The organism is Arthrobacter sp. Y3221159, from assembly GCF_059089885.1.
Window position 1 is genome coordinate 466,663 of record NZ_JBNHFC010000001.1, and the last position, 14,819, is coordinate 481,481.

Here is a 14,819-nt window from a genome sequence, read left to right on the forward strand (position 1 = left end):
CTGAGAGAATAGGAACCATGACTTCCAGCAATCCTCGCAACGAGGCATTATTCGACCGCGCCCGCCAGCTGATGCCGGGCGGCGTCAACTCGCCCGTCCGCGCCTTCGGCTCCGTGGGCGGAACGCCCCGCTTCATGGTGGCCGCCAAGGGCGCCTACCTGACGGACGCGGACGGCAAGGAATACGTTGACCTGGTCTGCTCCTGGGGCCCTGCGCTGCTGGGCCACGCACACCCGGCCGTGCTGGACGCGGTCCATGCCGCGGTTGACCGCGGACTGTCCTTCGGCGCCTCCACTCCGGACGAGGCCAACCTGGCCGAAATCGTCAAGGAACGCGTGCCCGCCGTCGAACGCCTCCGGATGGTGTCCACCGGCACCGAAGCCACAATGACCGCCGTCCGGCTGGCCCGCGGCTTCACGGGGCGCAACCTGATCATCAAGTTCGCGGGCTGCTACCACGGCCACCTGGACGGGTTGCTGGCATCAGCCGGGTCCGGCGTCGCAACCCTCGCCCTGCCAGGTTCCGCAGGCGTCACCGAGGCGACCGCCGCGGAAACCCTGGTCCTGCCGTACAACGACCTCACCGCCGTCAAGGAAGCATTCGCTGCGCACGGCCCCAACATCGCAGCCGTCATTACCGAGGCCGCCCCGGCCAACATGGGCGTGGTGACCCCGGAAGAGGGCTTCAACCTGGGGCTGTCCAGGATCACCCGGGAACACGGGGCCCTGCTCATCGTGGACGAGGTGCTCACGGGCTTCCGCACCGGCTACTCCGGCTACTGGGGACTGACCGGCGGAGCGCCCGACGCCGCCGATCCCTGGACCCCGGACCTGCTCACATTCGGCAAGGTCATTGGCGGCGGCATGCCGACGGCGGCACTTGGCGGACGCGCCGACGTCATGGACCACCTGGCTCCCACCGGCCCCGTCTACCAGGCGGGAACGCTGTCCGGAAACCCGGTTGCCATGGCCGCCGGTGTTGCCACACTGACCAACGCCACCCGCGACGTCTACTCCTACATCGACACCCGCTCGCTGGAACTGTCCTCGGCTCTTTCCAGCGCCCTGGATGCCGCCGGGGTGGACCACTCCATCCAGTTCGCCGGAAACCTGTTCTCGGTGGCCTTCGGAACCTCCAGGCACGGCGTCCACAACTACGCCGACGCCCAAGCCCAGGAGGCTTTCCGGTACGCGCCGTTCTTCCACTCCATGCTGGAGTCCGGCGTCTACCTGCCGCCGTCGGTGTTCGAGGCCTGGTTCCTCTCCGCAGCCCACGACGACGCCGCCATGAACCGGATTTTCGACGCCCTGCCCGCCGCGGCAGCGGCAGCCGCTGCGGCCCGGCCGTAATTCCGGCCGCCGGGCGGGTTCCGCCGTCGCCGGCTTAAACGGCAAATCCCCGCGTCCCGGACCAATCCACCCACCATGTGTGGGGGGAAAGGCCCGGGACGCGGGGATTTCTTGTCTTCGGCTAGAGGACGTCCGAAAGGAAGCCCTTAAGCCGGTCGGTGCGCGGTGCGGTGAAAATCTGCTCCGGCGGACCGGACTCCACCACGACACCCGCGTCCATGAACGTGACGTTATCCGAGACGTTGCGGGAGAAGCCCATTTCGTGGGTCACCACCACCATGGTCATGCCGCCCTTCGCCAGGTCCGCCATGAGGGCGAGGACACCCTTGACCAGTTCGGGGTCAAGGGCCGACGTGGCCTCATCGAAGAACATGACCTCCGGCTTCATGGCCAGAGCCCGGGCAATCGCCACGCGCTGCTGCTGGCCGCCGGACAGGTTGGCCGGACGGGAATCGGCCTTGTGCTTCAGGCCCACCAGGTCCAGCTGCTCCAGGGCTTCGGCACGGGCCTGGTCCTTGGGCAGCTTCCGGAGCTTACGGAGGGCCAGCGACACGTTGTCCACCACGGTCTTGTGCGGGAACAGGTTGAACTGCTGGAACACCATGCCGATCCGCTGCCGGAGTTCGTCCGGGTTATCCTTCAGGACGGAACGCCCATCCAGCAGGATGTCACCCTGGTCGGGCTCGATCAGGCGGTTCATGACGCGCAGCAGCGTGGACTTGCCGGACCCGGACGGGCCGATGACCGAGGCTGTGGTGCCCTTTTCCACGTGCAGGTCGATCCCGCGCAGAACGTGGTTGTGGCCAAACGATAGGTGCAGGTTCTTGCCGGTCAGGGTTCCGGAAGCGAATTCCGTCATGCGTGTGCCCCCTTGCCGATAGGTGCTGCCAGTTCGTCCGGCTCCTTCTTCTCCGGCTTGCCGGTACGCAGCCGGTGGTCGATGAAGTTCACGAAGTGGGTGAGCGGGACGGTCAGGATCAGGTATAGGACACCGGCGGCCACCAGCGGTGACAGGTTGCCGGTGTTGGCCATGGCATCGTTGCCGATCCGGAAGATCTCACGGTCGGAGGCAGCCAGGCCCAGCATGAACACCAGCGAGGAGTCCTTCAGCAGCGAGATGAACTGGTTCACCAGGGCGGGAAGGACCCGCCGGATGCCCTGGGGCACCACTACCAGGCGCATGGAGCTGCCGTAGCTGAACCCGAGGGCCCGCGAGGCCTCCAGCTGGCCCTTCTCAACGCTCTGGATACCAGACCGGAAGATCTCGCCGATGTAGGCGGCGGCGATCAGGGTCAGGGCCAGGATCCCCAGGGGATACGGGTTCCGCGAACCCGTGATTTCCCTGGCGATCGGACTGAGGCCGATGCCGATCACCAGGATCACCAGGATGGCCGGCAGGCCGCGGAAGATGTCGGTGTAAATGCGTGCCGCCCACCGGGCCCCCGCGTTGCGGGAAATGCCCATCATGGCCAGCAGCAGCCCCAGCAGGGATCCAAAGATGCCTGAGGCAATGGCCAGCATCAGGGTGTTGGGCAGGCCCACCATGAACAGGGCGGGAATGACTTTGGTCATTTCCTCCCAGTTGAAGAAGGTGTCGGCAAGCTGGTCCAGGAGATCCATAAACGTCCCGGCTCAATCAGCTCTGGGGAACCGTGGCGGCCTTGCTGCCCGGCTTCCAGTCAGTCGGCATTTCGCGGTCCGGGTACCACTCCTTGGTCAGCTTGGACCAGGTCCCGTCCTCGATTACGGCGTCCAGGCCCGAGTTCAGCGCGTCGATCAACGGCTGGTTGTCCTTGGCCACGGCGTAGGCGGTGAAGTTCTCGGTGTTGATCTTCGATTCGACGATGGCGGTGCCGTCGCCTTCCTTGACCTGGCCTTCAGCCTGCTGCGACGGAGCCACCCAGGCGTCCACCTGGCCGTTGCGGACGTTGGCGTAGACGGTGGCGTAGTCCGGGAAGCGGATCGGTTCCATCTTCAGGGTGTTGGTGACGTAGTCGTCCTGGACGGTGCCCTGGACGACGCCGACGCGCAGGTCGGAGGTGAGGTCATCGAAGCTCTTGACGTCGCCGTCGGTCTTGGCGACGACGGCCATGAAGCCGAAGTCGTAGCCGTTGGTGAAGCCGACGTTCTGGCGGCGGGCTTCGGTGGTGGAGATGGAGGAGGACCCGACGTCGAACTGCTTGGTCTGCACCTGGGAAAGGAGCGCCGAGAAGTCCGTGGCAACAAATTCCACCTCGAGACCGAGCTTGGCGGCGATAGCGCGCAGGAGCTCGTTGTCGTAGCCGGTGAACTTGCCGGAGGGGTCGATGAAGATATTCGGCGGCGCGTCCGAGAGGGTGCCCACTTCGAGCTTGCCTTCGGTGTTGAGGCCGAGCTTGGTTTTGTCGATCTGGTCGATCGGGGTGACATCCGCAGTGGTGTACTTGTCCAGTGTCTGCTGGTCGCTGCCGGCGAGGGCATCGGTGGGGGTGCCGGCGGGCTCCGGGGACCCTGAACCGCAGGCGGCCAGGGAAACCGCCAGGGCCAGAGCAACGGGGGCGGTAGTCAGCCACTTCATCGCTTTGATTTTCATCAGGTTGTCACTTTCATTGAGTCATAAGTCAACCGGGCCGCAAGGCTGCGCTGATGGCGCCTGGCACCTGCCCCGTGCTGGTCAAGCATGGCCAGGGCAGGGGTGACCGCAAAACTTTATTGTCTCACTTCATCGAAAATGCGCTGCTAAGGAAATCGAAGGACGAGCAGGGCAGCCTGAAGCCGGATTTAATTCGGGAACTTCCCCTTCCCGCACGCGCAACAGGGAGACCCCTTGGTGATCCGGCGAATTCGCGGGGCCCCTTCAAGAGTGAAATGCGCAGTGGTTGCACTGTGACTTGCCTCGCATTACGGCGGGGCAGGCCCTGCTGAAGCCTAAAATCCGCCGACGCTGGCATCCTGTGGAGGCAGGACCGGCCAATCACCTTCGATCACGGCGGTGGGCTTGGTCTTGCGGAGGTAGCCCTGGAAGTCCGCAGCCTGGCTGACAGCCCAATCGACCTGGAGCTGGTGGAGCTGGCTGGCCGGCATCATCAGTTTGGGGAACTTGCCGGCCATTGCATCCAGGACCTTCAGTGTGGCCAGGGCGTCAGCGGCAGACGTGTGGGCGTTGTCCAGGACCACGCCGTACTCCTCACACAGGGCCGTGAGGGTGCGCTTGCCCTTCCGGTAGCGGTCCACCTGCTTATTCATAATGTAGGGATCAAGTACCGGGAACCGCGTCAGCTGTGGGACCCCGTACCGGGCCGACTCGGCCGCCAGCACGGTGAAGTCGTAGCTTGCGTTGAAGGCAATGACGGGAACACCGGCGTCGAACAACTCTTGCAGGACCCCTGCAAGTTCCCTGGTGACTTCATGGGCGGGGCGCCCGTCACGCCGGGCCTGCTCCGTGGTGATTCCGTGCACATCGCTGGCTTCAACGGGAATTTCCACCCCCGGATCCGCCAGCCACTCGTGTTCCTTGATGACCTCGCCGTGGTGGTCGACGACGGTCACCGACGCTGTGACAATCCGGGCCGCACGGGAGTTCCGCCCTGTGGTTTCGAGATCGAAGGCTGCTCGGGGAAGGGTGTTCCAGGTGCTCATGCTTCAACGCTAAGGGGGACCCCGGACAATTCCCGGGAGCGCCACTGCCGATAGATTGGATGAGTGCGGATCGAGTATGTGGAGGCGGTGCTGGCCGTTGTTGGGCTGGTACCAGCCGGGTCCGTTGTGTCCTACGGCGACGTTTCCGAACTGCTCGGGGCCGGGGGCCCGCGGCAGGTGGGGGCGGTGCTGAGCCATTACGGCAGTGGTGTTTCCTGGTGGCGTGTGCTGAAGGCGAGCGGACATGCTCCCGAGGGGCATGAAGCCGCGGCCCTCCGCCGCTACCTGGATGAGGGAACACCGCTCCGAGGCGACTTCGCGTCCTTCCTCCGGACCGGGGAGGGCCGGTGGCGCGTCGATCTGTCCGCCGCTCGCTGGCAGCCGACCGACGGGGATCTGGACAGGGTGGACGGCATCGCCGCGGCGCTGGAGCGTCGGCTCCAGGGATTGTCGGTGGCTGATGATGGAATGTCGGTGTGACAGTAACTCTTCCCTTCACGGGACCACGTGACGAATACCGGCCCGACCCCCAGCCGGGGCAGGAGTCCGCTTTCGGGCCCGGAGCTGGCAAAGCAGGAAGCAGCCCAGACGCTACCGCAGGAAGGCCAGGTTCCTTGCGGCTGCTCGCGCCGCGCCAGGTCCATGCAGCCGCGCCGTCACTCACTCCTGACCAGCAGGCCGCCGTCGATGTTCCCTTTGGAGCCGGGCCGGTGCTGGTCCCCGGCGCCCCCGGGACCGGTAAGACCACTGTGCTCATCGAGGCTGCCGTGGAGCGCGCCCTGCGGGACGGCATCGATCCCGAGCACATGCTGATCCTTGCCCCGAGCCGTCTGGCCGCTGATTTCCTGCGGGACCGCTTTACCGCCCGGCTGGACCGCAGCCTCAGCACCACCCCCGCACGCACGTGGGCTTCCTACGCTTTTGACCTGATCAGGCGCGCCAAGGCTGAGGGCGTCATCCCGCTGGCCCGGCCGCCGCGCCTCCTGTCCGGTCCCGAACAGGACCTCATCATCAAGGAACTCCTTGACGGGCACCGCCTTCCGGGCCTGGAACTGCCGTGGCCTGAGGACCTCAACGGCGCGCTCGAAACCCGCGGCTTCCGCCAGGAGGTCCGGCAGCTCTTCGACCGGATCATCGAGTCCGGCCGTACTGCGGAGGATCTTGAAGTGCTTGGCCGGGAGTGCGGCAGGCCCGACTGGATCGCCGCGGCTGCCCTCTACAACGAGTACCGGGATGTCCTGGACCTCAGGATGCCTGAGGCCTTCGACCCCGCCGGAATCATCACAGCGGCACGCCACATCTTCCAGGACGCGCCGGAATTCCTCGCCGCCGAACGGGACAGGCTGCAACTGGTGGTGGTGGACGACATCCAGGAAGCGAACCCCGCAGTATTCGAGCTCCTGGCGGACATCGCGGCAGGCAAGGACTGCTATGTGGCGTACTCGCCCGATACCGTGGTCCAGGGCTTCCGGGGGGCCCGGCCCGACCTCGTGGCGGAGCTGCCGCGGCTGCTGTCCACGGGAGCGCCCCTCGTGGAGCGTCCGCTGTCCCATTCCCACCGCCTGGTTCCGGCGCTCGCGGACGCCTGGCTCGGTGTAGCCGGCCGGATCTCGCAGCGCGCGGGTGGGCAGCTGGCCAGGCGGCTGGAGCATCCGCAGAAGGACCGGCCGGAGGGGAACCTGCAGGAAGGGACCGTCGAGGCGCACCTGGTCCCGTCAGCAGTGCACGAGCTCCGGTATGTCGCCCAGCGGATCCTGGACCAGCACATCAACCATGGCCGGGACCTCACGGAGATCGCTGTCATCGTGCGCAACGGCGGACAGGTCAGCGAGCTGCAGCGTTACCTCTCGGGGCAGGGGATCCCTGTCCGGGTGCCGGTTGCCGAGTCGGCGGTGCGGGACGAAGTAGCGGTACGCCCCCTGCTGGATGCCTTTGCCATTGCATTGGACCCCACATTGCTGACCCCGGAAGCCGCAGTGTCCCTCCTGACGTCCCGGATCGGCGGAGCCAGTTCCATCGAACTGCGGCGGCTCCGGCAGTCGCTTCGCCGTGAGGAACTGCTGGGTGGCGGCGGACGGACCAGCGATGCACTCCTGGTCGAGGCCCTGCTGGAGCCCGGAGCGCTGTCCGCCCTGGGTATCGAAGGCAGGGCGGCCAGGCGTGCCGCCAGGATGATCCAGGCCGGCCGCGAAGCTGCCTTCCAGCCGGGCGCCAACGCCGAATCGGTGCTTTGGGCGTTGTGGAGCTCCACCGGGCTGGCAGCATCCTGGACGGAAACTGCACTGGCAGGCGGCCCCCACGGCGCCCGGGCCGACCGGGACCTGGATGCGATGATGGCGTTGTTCCATACGGCCGAGCGGTACGTGGACCAGATGCCCGGAGCCGGGCCTGAACAGTTCCTGGAGTACCTCCTCAACCAGGAGCTCCCCATGGACACCCTTGCAGCCAGGGCACAGGTGGATGATGCCGTGGAGCTGATGACGCCCGCCAGCGCAGCAGGACGGGAATGGCCGGTCGTGATTGTCGCCGGCCTTCAGGAGGGCGTGTGGCCCAATACCAGGCTCCGGGGGGAACTCCTGGGCAGCACTCTCTACGCGGACGCCGTTGAACACGGCCCCGCCTACGCGTTGCAACGGGACCCGCTGAGCCGGTTGCGCGAAATCCGCTACGACGAACTGCGCAGCTTTTCCACAGCTGTTTCACGCTCCCGGGAGCTGCTCATATGCACAGCCGTCGCCTCGGAGGACGACCAGCCGTCGTCATTCCTGGATTACGTCGCGCCGCTGGAGCGTGGCCAGGAGCGGAGGGGCTTCACCGCGGTGGAGCGCCCCATGACCCTGCGGGCCCTCGTTGCCGAACTGCGGCAGCATGCCCAGCTGGACGGGAACCGTGCAGCGGAGGCCCGGGAGGCGGCAAGGGTGCTGGCCCGGCTGGCGGCTGCCGTGCCGCCTGTCCCGGGTGCCCATCCCTCCACGTGGTGGGGACTCGCGCCGCTGACGTCCGAGGCAGCCGTGGTTCCGCCCGGCGGTACCGTGTCCGTGTCGCCGTCGAAGGTCGAGACGGTCCAGAAGTCGCCGCTTGACTGGTTCGTGCAGGCGGCCGGGGGCGAGGCGGCCACAGACTTTGCCCGCAGCCTGGGAACATTGGTGCACGCCATTGCGCAGGAACTGCCGGACGCCTCGGGCGGGGAGTACCTCGCGGAGCTGGTCCGCCGTTGGCCCACCCTGGGCATGAAGGACAACTGGGAGGGCGGGCTTGATTTCCAGCGGGCGGAGTCTATGGTGCGTAAGCTCGCCCAGTACATCCTGGTGATGAGGAGCGAGGGCCGCAGCCTCGTGGGCGTGGAGCAGGATTTTGAGGTGCCCCTTGGCGAGGTGGCAGTGGACGGTCTGGCCCCACGTCAGGCCATACTTCGCGGCCAGGTGGACAGGCTGGAGATCGACGGCGAAGGCAGGCTGGTCATCGTGGACCTGAAGACGGGAAAGCGGCAGCCCGGAAAGGCTGAACTGTCCCGGCACCCCCAGCTCGGTGCCTACCAGGCAGCAGTCCTCGCGGGGGGATTTGCCGAGGCAACAGGCAGGGAGGGCGGCACCCTGCCCGGCGGGGCTGTTCTTGCCCAACTCGGAACAAGCGCCAAGAACCCTGCCGTCCAGCAGCAGGATGCACTCGACCCGCAGGAAAATTGGGCCCTCGACATGGTAAAGGATGCAGCGAAAGTGATGGGCGGCAAGGAATTCGAAGCCCGGCATGATCCGGCAAAGGGGAGCCACGGAGGCCATGGCTGCAAGCTGCCCGAGGTATGCCCGCTCTGCGTGCGTGGAAGGCAAGTGACGGAATGAGCCATAACCTCGACGTGCTGCCCGGCCGGCAGGGCGCTGAGCCGGATGCCGGGCCATCAGCGGCGGCCGCAGCAGCTCCCCAGCCACCGGGGGCACGGTTCAGCCCCGAGGAGTTATCGGTGCTCCTGGGTGAAAAGAACATGCCCACAGCCGAACAATCCGCCATCATCTCCTCGCCGCTCACGCCGCGGCTGGTCATCGCCGGTGCCGGCTCCGGCAAGACGGCCACCATGGCGGACCGGGTGGTGTGGCTCGTGGCCAACGGCTGGGTGCGGCCGGAGGAAGTCCTCGGCGTGACGTTCACCAGGAAGGCCGCGGGGGAACTGGCATCGAGGATCCGCGCCAAACTGGTGGCCCTCCAGCGGCTGGTTGCCGGCGATACGGCGCACCAGGTCTTTCCGGAAGGCCTGCTCAGCAGTGATGCCCTGGAACCCAAAGTGTCCACTTACCACTCCTTCGCCAGCGGGATCGTTTCCGACTACGGGCTGCGGTTGGGCGTGGAACGGGATGTGGTCCTGCTGGGCGGGGCGCAGGCGTGGCAGCTGGCCAGCGAAGTGGTGGAAGCCTACGACGGCGAGTACGCCCACTTCCGTGCCGCCAAGTCCACCCTGGTGAAGGCGGTCATCCAACTCGCCGGAGAATGTGCCGAACACCTTCAGGAACCGGAAGACGTTGAGGCCTGGCTCATGGCCCGGCTCTCAGACTTCCAATCGCTTCCTTACCTGGCCGACAAAAAGAAGAACGCTCCGCAGGCCGTTGCAGAGCTGGCCGCCATGCTTCGCACCCGCGCCAGCGTTGCCGACATGGTGGGCAGGTATGCCGAGGCAAAGCGGGCACGCGGCGCCCTCGATTTCGGCGACCTGGTGGCGCTCGCAGCCAAGGTGGCCCGGGACGTTCCGATGGCCGCCCAGATGGAACGCCAACGGTACAAAGTTGTCCTGCTCGATGAGTTCCAGGACACCTCGCATGCCCAACTCGTCCTGTTCTCGCGGCTCTTCGGCGGCGGGCACGCCGTCACGGCCGTCGGAGACCCGAACCAGTCCATCTACGGTTTCCGCGGGGCCTCGGCCGGCCAGCTGTTCCATTTCGTCCGGGAGTTTCCTGTCCGCCAGGAATCTATGGGCGGGCAGGCAGGCTGGGCGCCTGCACCCACGTCCTACCTGACCACCGCATGGCGGAACGGACGGTCCATCCTGGCGGCGGCGAACGTGATGTCGGAAGCGCTGGTCAAAGCCGAAGCGCAGCGTGGGCCGGCAGGCGGCAAGGGAGCCCAGACCGCGCATGTACCTCCGTTGCAGCCCAGCCCCCATGCTGCCCAGGGCTCCGTGGTGCTTGGCCGTTTCGGCAGTGACGTGGAGGAAGCTGCCGCACTTGCCGAAGAAGTCCTGAAATACCGGGTAACAGACTTCGAACTGAAGCCCGATGGAACCCCCGTTCCGCCGGCCATCGCCGTCCTGTGCCGGCGGCGGGCGCAGATGGAAGTTGTCCGCCGCCAGCTTGAAGCCAGGAGCATCCCCTACGAGATCGTGGGCCTTGGCGGGCTCCTGGACACACCCGAGGTGGTGGACCTCGTGGCCACCCTCCGGGTACTGGCCGATCCGGGCCGGTCGGACGCGCTCATGCGGCTGCTCGCCGGAGCGAGGTGGCGGATAGGACCGGCGGACCTGATGGCCCTGCGGGACTGGTCCAGCCACCTGGCCCGCCGCCGCGGGCAGGCCGCGGAGCGGTCCGACGACGATTCCCCCGACGAGGATTCCCCCGTTCTCGAGGGTGACCTGACAGATGGTGCCAGCCTCGTGGAAGCCCTTGACTGGCTGCCACGCGAGGGATGGACTTCCTCCAGCGGCAGGTGCCTGAGCACCGGGGCCCGCGGCCGCCTCCTGCAGCTTTCCGCCGAGCTGCGGCAGCTCCGCGGCTACCTCGGGGACGACCTCACCACACTCCTGGGGGAAGTGGAACGGGCCATGCTACTGGATATCGAAGTTGCGGCACGCCCAGGGGTCAGCATCCACCAGGCGCGCCGCAACCTGGACGCCTTCCAGGACGCCGCTGCGGGATTTCTTCGGACCTCCCAGCGGGTGGACATCCTTGCCTTCCTTGCCTGGCTCGAAGCTGCAGCCGAGGAGGAGAACGGGCTCGAAGCTCCGCCCGGCGACGTCAACAGGGAAGCCGTCCAGCTTCTGACCGTCCACGCGTCCAAAGGCCTGGAGTGGGACGTCGTCTTTGTGCCCGGGTTGAACGCCGGGGCTTTTCCCAGCGACAAGGACTCCCGCTGGAGCAGCGGGAGTGCGGCCCTGCCATGGCCCCTGCGGGGCGACCGTGCAGATCTGCCGCAGTGGGACCTGGACCAGCCGGACCAGAAGGGCTGGCTGGATGCGGAGAAGGACTTCAAGGCGGCCGTGCAGGCGCACGGGGAATCGGAGGAGCGACGCCTGGCTTACGTTGCCTACACCCGGGCGAAGCACGTCCTGTGGGTCTCCAGTGCAGCATGGGTGGGATCGCGCGCCGCCAGGGCGGAAATGTCACCGTTCCTGGCCGAACTGGATGTCCTCGTGAAGTCCGATGGGCAGCAGGCCCGGGCCTCGGTCCATCCGCTGTCCCTGGCGGAAGACGCCCTGCCCGAAAGCAGCCCCTTGTCCAGCGAAACCGAAGTGGCAGGTTGGCCCTACGATCCCCTTGAAGGCCCGGTGGATCCCCGGACAGGGGAGCGGCTCCGGCTGGCCGGGGGCCGCAGGGAGGCCATGGACAGGGCTGCTGCCCTTGTTCTGGCCGAACTCGAGGCTGCCGGGAACCACCAGCATGAGGCCGGACCATTGGATGCTGAAGGCGGCCCGGCAGGTATCACCGGCCTGGCTGGACCAGCGGCCGGGTGGGCACGGGAAGCGGCGCTGCTGCTCGAGCGCCGGGCCAAACGGTCCTACGGCCAGGATGTTCACCTGCCAAGCCATATCTCCGCATCCATGCTGGTGGACCTGGGAAACGACCCGTCGGACGTGCTCGCCAGGCTCCGCCGGCCGGTTCCGCGTGAACCCGGAATGTCGGCACGCAAAGGAACGGCATTCCACGCCTGGGTGGAGGAATACTTTGGGGCTGCCGGAATGCTCGATCTGGGTGAGGCTCCCGGTTCGGACGACCATATCGACGCCGCCTACGACCTCGACTCCATGGTGGCGACGTTCCGCGCCTCACCCTGGGCCGAGCGTTCGCCGGCCTTCGTGGAGGTCCCCGTTGAAACCCGGGTGGGCGAGGTGGTTGTGCGCGGCCGGATCGACGCTGTATTCCGGGACGCGGACGGGTCCTGGGACCTCGTGGACTGGAAGACCGGCCGGCGTCCGTCCGGTGCCCAGTTGCGGGCGCGGTCGGTGCAGCTGGCCGTATACCGGCTGGCGTGGGCACGCCTGAAGAACGTTCCGCTGGAGGAAGTGCGGGCAGCGTTCTTCTATGTGGCCGACAACGAGGTGGTACGGCCCCACGACCTCGGAACTGCCGAGGAGCTGGAGGCCATCGTCAGCGCAGCCCTGGATTCCCGGTGACCGCACGGGTCGGGCGGATCCGGGGTAGCGCTTCCGGTTAGGACTGCCGGGCGTTGATGATCGGCAGGGCGGCAGTGGACGTATCGTCGGGCCCGTCCTGGGAGTGCTGTTTCCCCCCAGCCGCCTGCTCCGGCTCGGCGGGGATGGGTGTCACATGAACCGCCGGCTTAACCGGGACGGGAACAACCTCCACCGCCGGCTGTGCCGCGACGGGAACAACTCCTGCCGCCGGGTGTGCCGGGACGGGAACGGCTCCTACCGCCGGCTGTGCCGGGACGGGAATGACCGTAACGGCCGACCCACCCGGTCCGGGCCCGCCCTCGGACGTTGCTGCCCCGGGCACGGTGAGAGCGGCGGGCTGCGGCTCAACACTGATGGGTTGGCCGCCGTGCTCAGCGATGTCGTTGGCAAGTGTCTCCAGCATGCCCTCCGCCTCCGCCACCATTGCCGGATCGCCCGCAGCAATTCCCTTGACCAGGTACTGGGCCAGGGCGAATTCGGCCGAAAGGGCGGCCCTGCGCAGCAGGTGATTGTCCGGCGTGTCGCGCCGGCTGGCCGTGTAGCGGGCCAGGACAGCATCCACGAAGTCCTGCTCGTTGGATGCCACCAGCCAGGCGAAGTCGTCAGCCGGGTCGCCGATCCGAAGGTCGGTCCATCCGGTCACGGCCGTGACGCGCTGGCCTTCGACCAGGATGTTGTCCTCGTGCAGGTCGCCGTGCACCACACAGGGATTGAAGCGCCACAGCGATACATCCTCCATGGCGTGCTCCCACCGCAGCAGGAGCGCCGGCGGAATCTTCCCGGTGGTGGCTGCCTGGTCCAGTTCATTCAGCCTGCGCTGGCGGAACTCGTTGGGAGTGTAGCTGGGCAGGTCGGCGTTGCTGACCAGGGCCCGGGGCAGATCGTGGATGGCTGCCAGCGCCGCGCCGATTTCGCGGGCCAGGGCCTCAGGGCCCGCGGTCAGCTCCTCAACGCTGCGGGTACTTCCGGCCAGGTGTGAGTAAACAAATGTGCTCAGGGTGCCCAACCGGACGCTGCCGGCCACCGTGGGCATCAGGAACGGAAGTTCGGCCCGGATTCCCGGCGCGAAGGCCCGCAACACCAGGAACTCGGTCTCCAGCCGGGCGCTGGCCTCCGCGTGCCGCGGAGACCTGACCCGCCAGCGTTTGCCCTCCGAATCCAGGAGCAGGGCCGAATCGAAGTCTGCGGGATCATCCGGGGCAGAGCTAACGGCCGTTGGGGTCAGTCCGGGGACTGCCGCGGTTGCAACGGCTGCCAGTTCAATCGGTTTTCTTCTCACCGTTCCACGGTAGATTGCCCGCCGTCCAAGTCACCGGTCTGCGGGCGGCGAGTCTTCAGATCGGTGCAAAGGGGGGGTACCCGCGCGGGGCGGAGGGCCACGCCGGAAATGCGGATTGTCGGTCCATGTCAGTACGGTGGATGCATGAGCCACGCGGAGTCTGTCACACCGGTCCATCAGGGAGCGCCGGCGCTGCTGCCGGCCAACCACCTCCGGGACACCCTGCTTCCCGTCCGGCCGGCGCTGGTGGACAGGGGATCGGCCGTTCGGACCAGGCCGGGGATGGTGGACGAACTCCTCGCCGCGCCAGGCACGCTGGCAGTCGTCCTGTCCGGGCGGCAGGGACTGGTGCAGGACGGAAGCCTGTTTATGACCGGCGCCAAAGGCCTGCTGGAAGGCCTGTCAGCGGTTTCCGCCACGCCGGAACTGGTGATCTACCTCGGCGCTGCCCTGCCGGGCTCCGGCCTTCCCGCCGGCACCGAACTGCTGCTTTTCGTCCTGTCCGAGCCGCTGGAGCCGGGCACTGCGGGCATTCCGGGCGATGCCGCCTGGGCAGGATTTCGGGACGTGGCTGCAGGCCTGACGGAAACCGGCACTGCCTTGTTCGTTGAGGCAAGCGCCATCGCCAACTGGCATGGAGGCCACACGCACTGTCCGCGGTGCGGAACCCCCACTCTGGTGGAGGCCGGCGGCTGGATGCGCCGCTGCCCGGCAGATTCGTCCGAGCACTATCCGCGGACTGACCCCGCCATCATCGTCACCGTTGTGGGGCCCGACGGGCGGGTGCTTCTGGGCGGCGGGGGCCCGGTGGACGCCAAGAACTTCTCCACCCTCGCGGGGTTCGTTGAACCCGGTGAATCACTGGAACAGGCAGTGGTGCGGGAGGTGCTTGAGGAAGTGGGAGTGCGCGTCACTGCCTGCCAGTATCTCGGTTCGCAGTCGTGGCCTTTCCCGGCCTCCCTTATGCTTGGATTTACCGCCGTCACCGAAGATGCCGAGGCAACGCCCGACGGCGTGGAGGTCACCAGGGCGCGCTGGTTCAGCCGGGAGGATCTGCAGGAAGCCGTTCTCAGGGGTGATGTCACCATTTCCAGCAGGCTCTCCATCGCACGGGCGCTCATTGAGCATTGGTACGGCGGGCGGATCGAGGACCGCGCCGGCGCCTGATCCCTTATCCACC

10 protein-coding genes are annotated in these 14,819 nt (G+C 67.1%); 5 read left to right on the forward strand and 5 right to left on the reverse strand.

All coding sequences use genetic code 11. The annotated features are described in order from the left end of the window. Positions 1–17: 17 nt before the first annotated feature. Positions 18–1,349 carry a glutamate-1-semialdehyde 2,1-aminomutase gene (gene hemL, locus AC5RT3_RS02220; RefSeq protein ID WP_494123377.1) on the forward strand — a complete coding sequence of 444 codons (1,332 nt, stop codon included), beginning with the start codon at positions 18–20 and terminating at the stop codon, positions 1,347–1,349. 121 nt (positions 1,350–1,470) lie between these two features. Here hemL and AC5RT3_RS02225 read toward each other — a convergent pair whose 3' ends face one another. The 4 genes from AC5RT3_RS02225 to AC5RT3_RS02240 form a co-directional block, all read right to left on the reverse strand. Beyond that, entirely contained in the window at positions 1,471–2,208 is a 738-nt protein-coding gene (locus tag AC5RT3_RS02225) for an amino acid ABC transporter ATP-binding protein (RefSeq protein ID WP_494008777.1), read from the reverse strand. Next, complete coding sequence (locus AC5RT3_RS02230; protein WP_494050867.1) at positions 2,205–2,969, reverse strand: amino acid ABC transporter permease; 765 nt, start codon at positions 2,967–2,969, stop codon at positions 2,205–2,207. The genes AC5RT3_RS02225 and AC5RT3_RS02230 overlap by 4 nt, the downstream gene beginning before the upstream one ends. 16 nt (positions 2,970–2,985) lie before the next feature. After that, positions 2,986–3,921: a substrate-binding periplasmic protein gene (locus AC5RT3_RS02235; RefSeq protein ID WP_494050866.1), complete on the reverse strand. Its 936-nt coding sequence runs from the start codon at positions 3,919–3,921 to the stop codon at positions 2,986–2,988. A gap of 335 nt (positions 3,922–4,256) precedes the next feature. After that, positions 4,257–4,967 (reverse strand): 3'-5' exonuclease, encoded by a 711-nt coding sequence (locus AC5RT3_RS02240; RefSeq protein WP_494008774.1) that lies wholly within the window; start codon positions 4,965–4,967, stop codon positions 4,257–4,259. 63 nt (positions 4,968–5,030) lie between these two features. Here AC5RT3_RS02240 and AC5RT3_RS02245 point away from each other — a divergent pair, with 63 nt between their 5' ends. The 3 genes from AC5RT3_RS02245 (at position 5,031) to AC5RT3_RS02255 (ending at position 12,339) form a co-directional block, all read left to right on the forward strand. After that, entirely contained in the window at positions 5,031–5,447 is a 417-nt protein-coding gene (locus AC5RT3_RS02245; protein ID WP_494050865.1) for an MGMT family protein, read from the forward strand. A 134-nt stretch (positions 5,448–5,581) separates the two neighbouring features. Further along, a complete protein-coding gene (locus AC5RT3_RS02250; protein ID WP_494123378.1) occupies positions 5,582–8,806 on the forward strand; it encodes an ATP-dependent helicase in 3,225 nt (1,074 codons plus the stop codon). Further along, positions 8,803–12,339: an ATP-dependent helicase gene (locus AC5RT3_RS02255; protein ID WP_494123379.1), complete on the forward strand. Its 3,537-nt coding sequence runs from the start codon at positions 8,803–8,805 to the stop codon at positions 12,337–12,339. The genes AC5RT3_RS02250 and AC5RT3_RS02255 overlap by 4 nt, the downstream gene beginning before the upstream one ends. A 37-nt stretch (positions 12,340–12,376) precedes the next feature. Here AC5RT3_RS02255 and AC5RT3_RS02260 read toward each other — a convergent pair whose 3' ends face one another. Then, the gene (locus AC5RT3_RS02260; protein WP_494123380.1) at positions 12,377–13,639 is read right to left on the reverse strand and encodes a macrolide 2'-phosphotransferase; all 1,263 of its coding nucleotides are present in this window, start codon (positions 13,637–13,639) and stop codon (positions 12,377–12,379) included. A 144-nt stretch (positions 13,640–13,783) separates the two neighbouring features. On the opposite strand from AC5RT3_RS02260, the gene nudC reads away from it, so the two are divergent. Beyond that, a complete protein-coding gene (gene nudC, locus AC5RT3_RS02265; RefSeq protein ID WP_494123381.1) occupies positions 13,784–14,806 on the forward strand; it encodes an NAD(+) diphosphatase in 1,023 nt (340 codons plus the stop codon). Positions 14,807–14,819 lie beyond the last annotated feature (13 nt).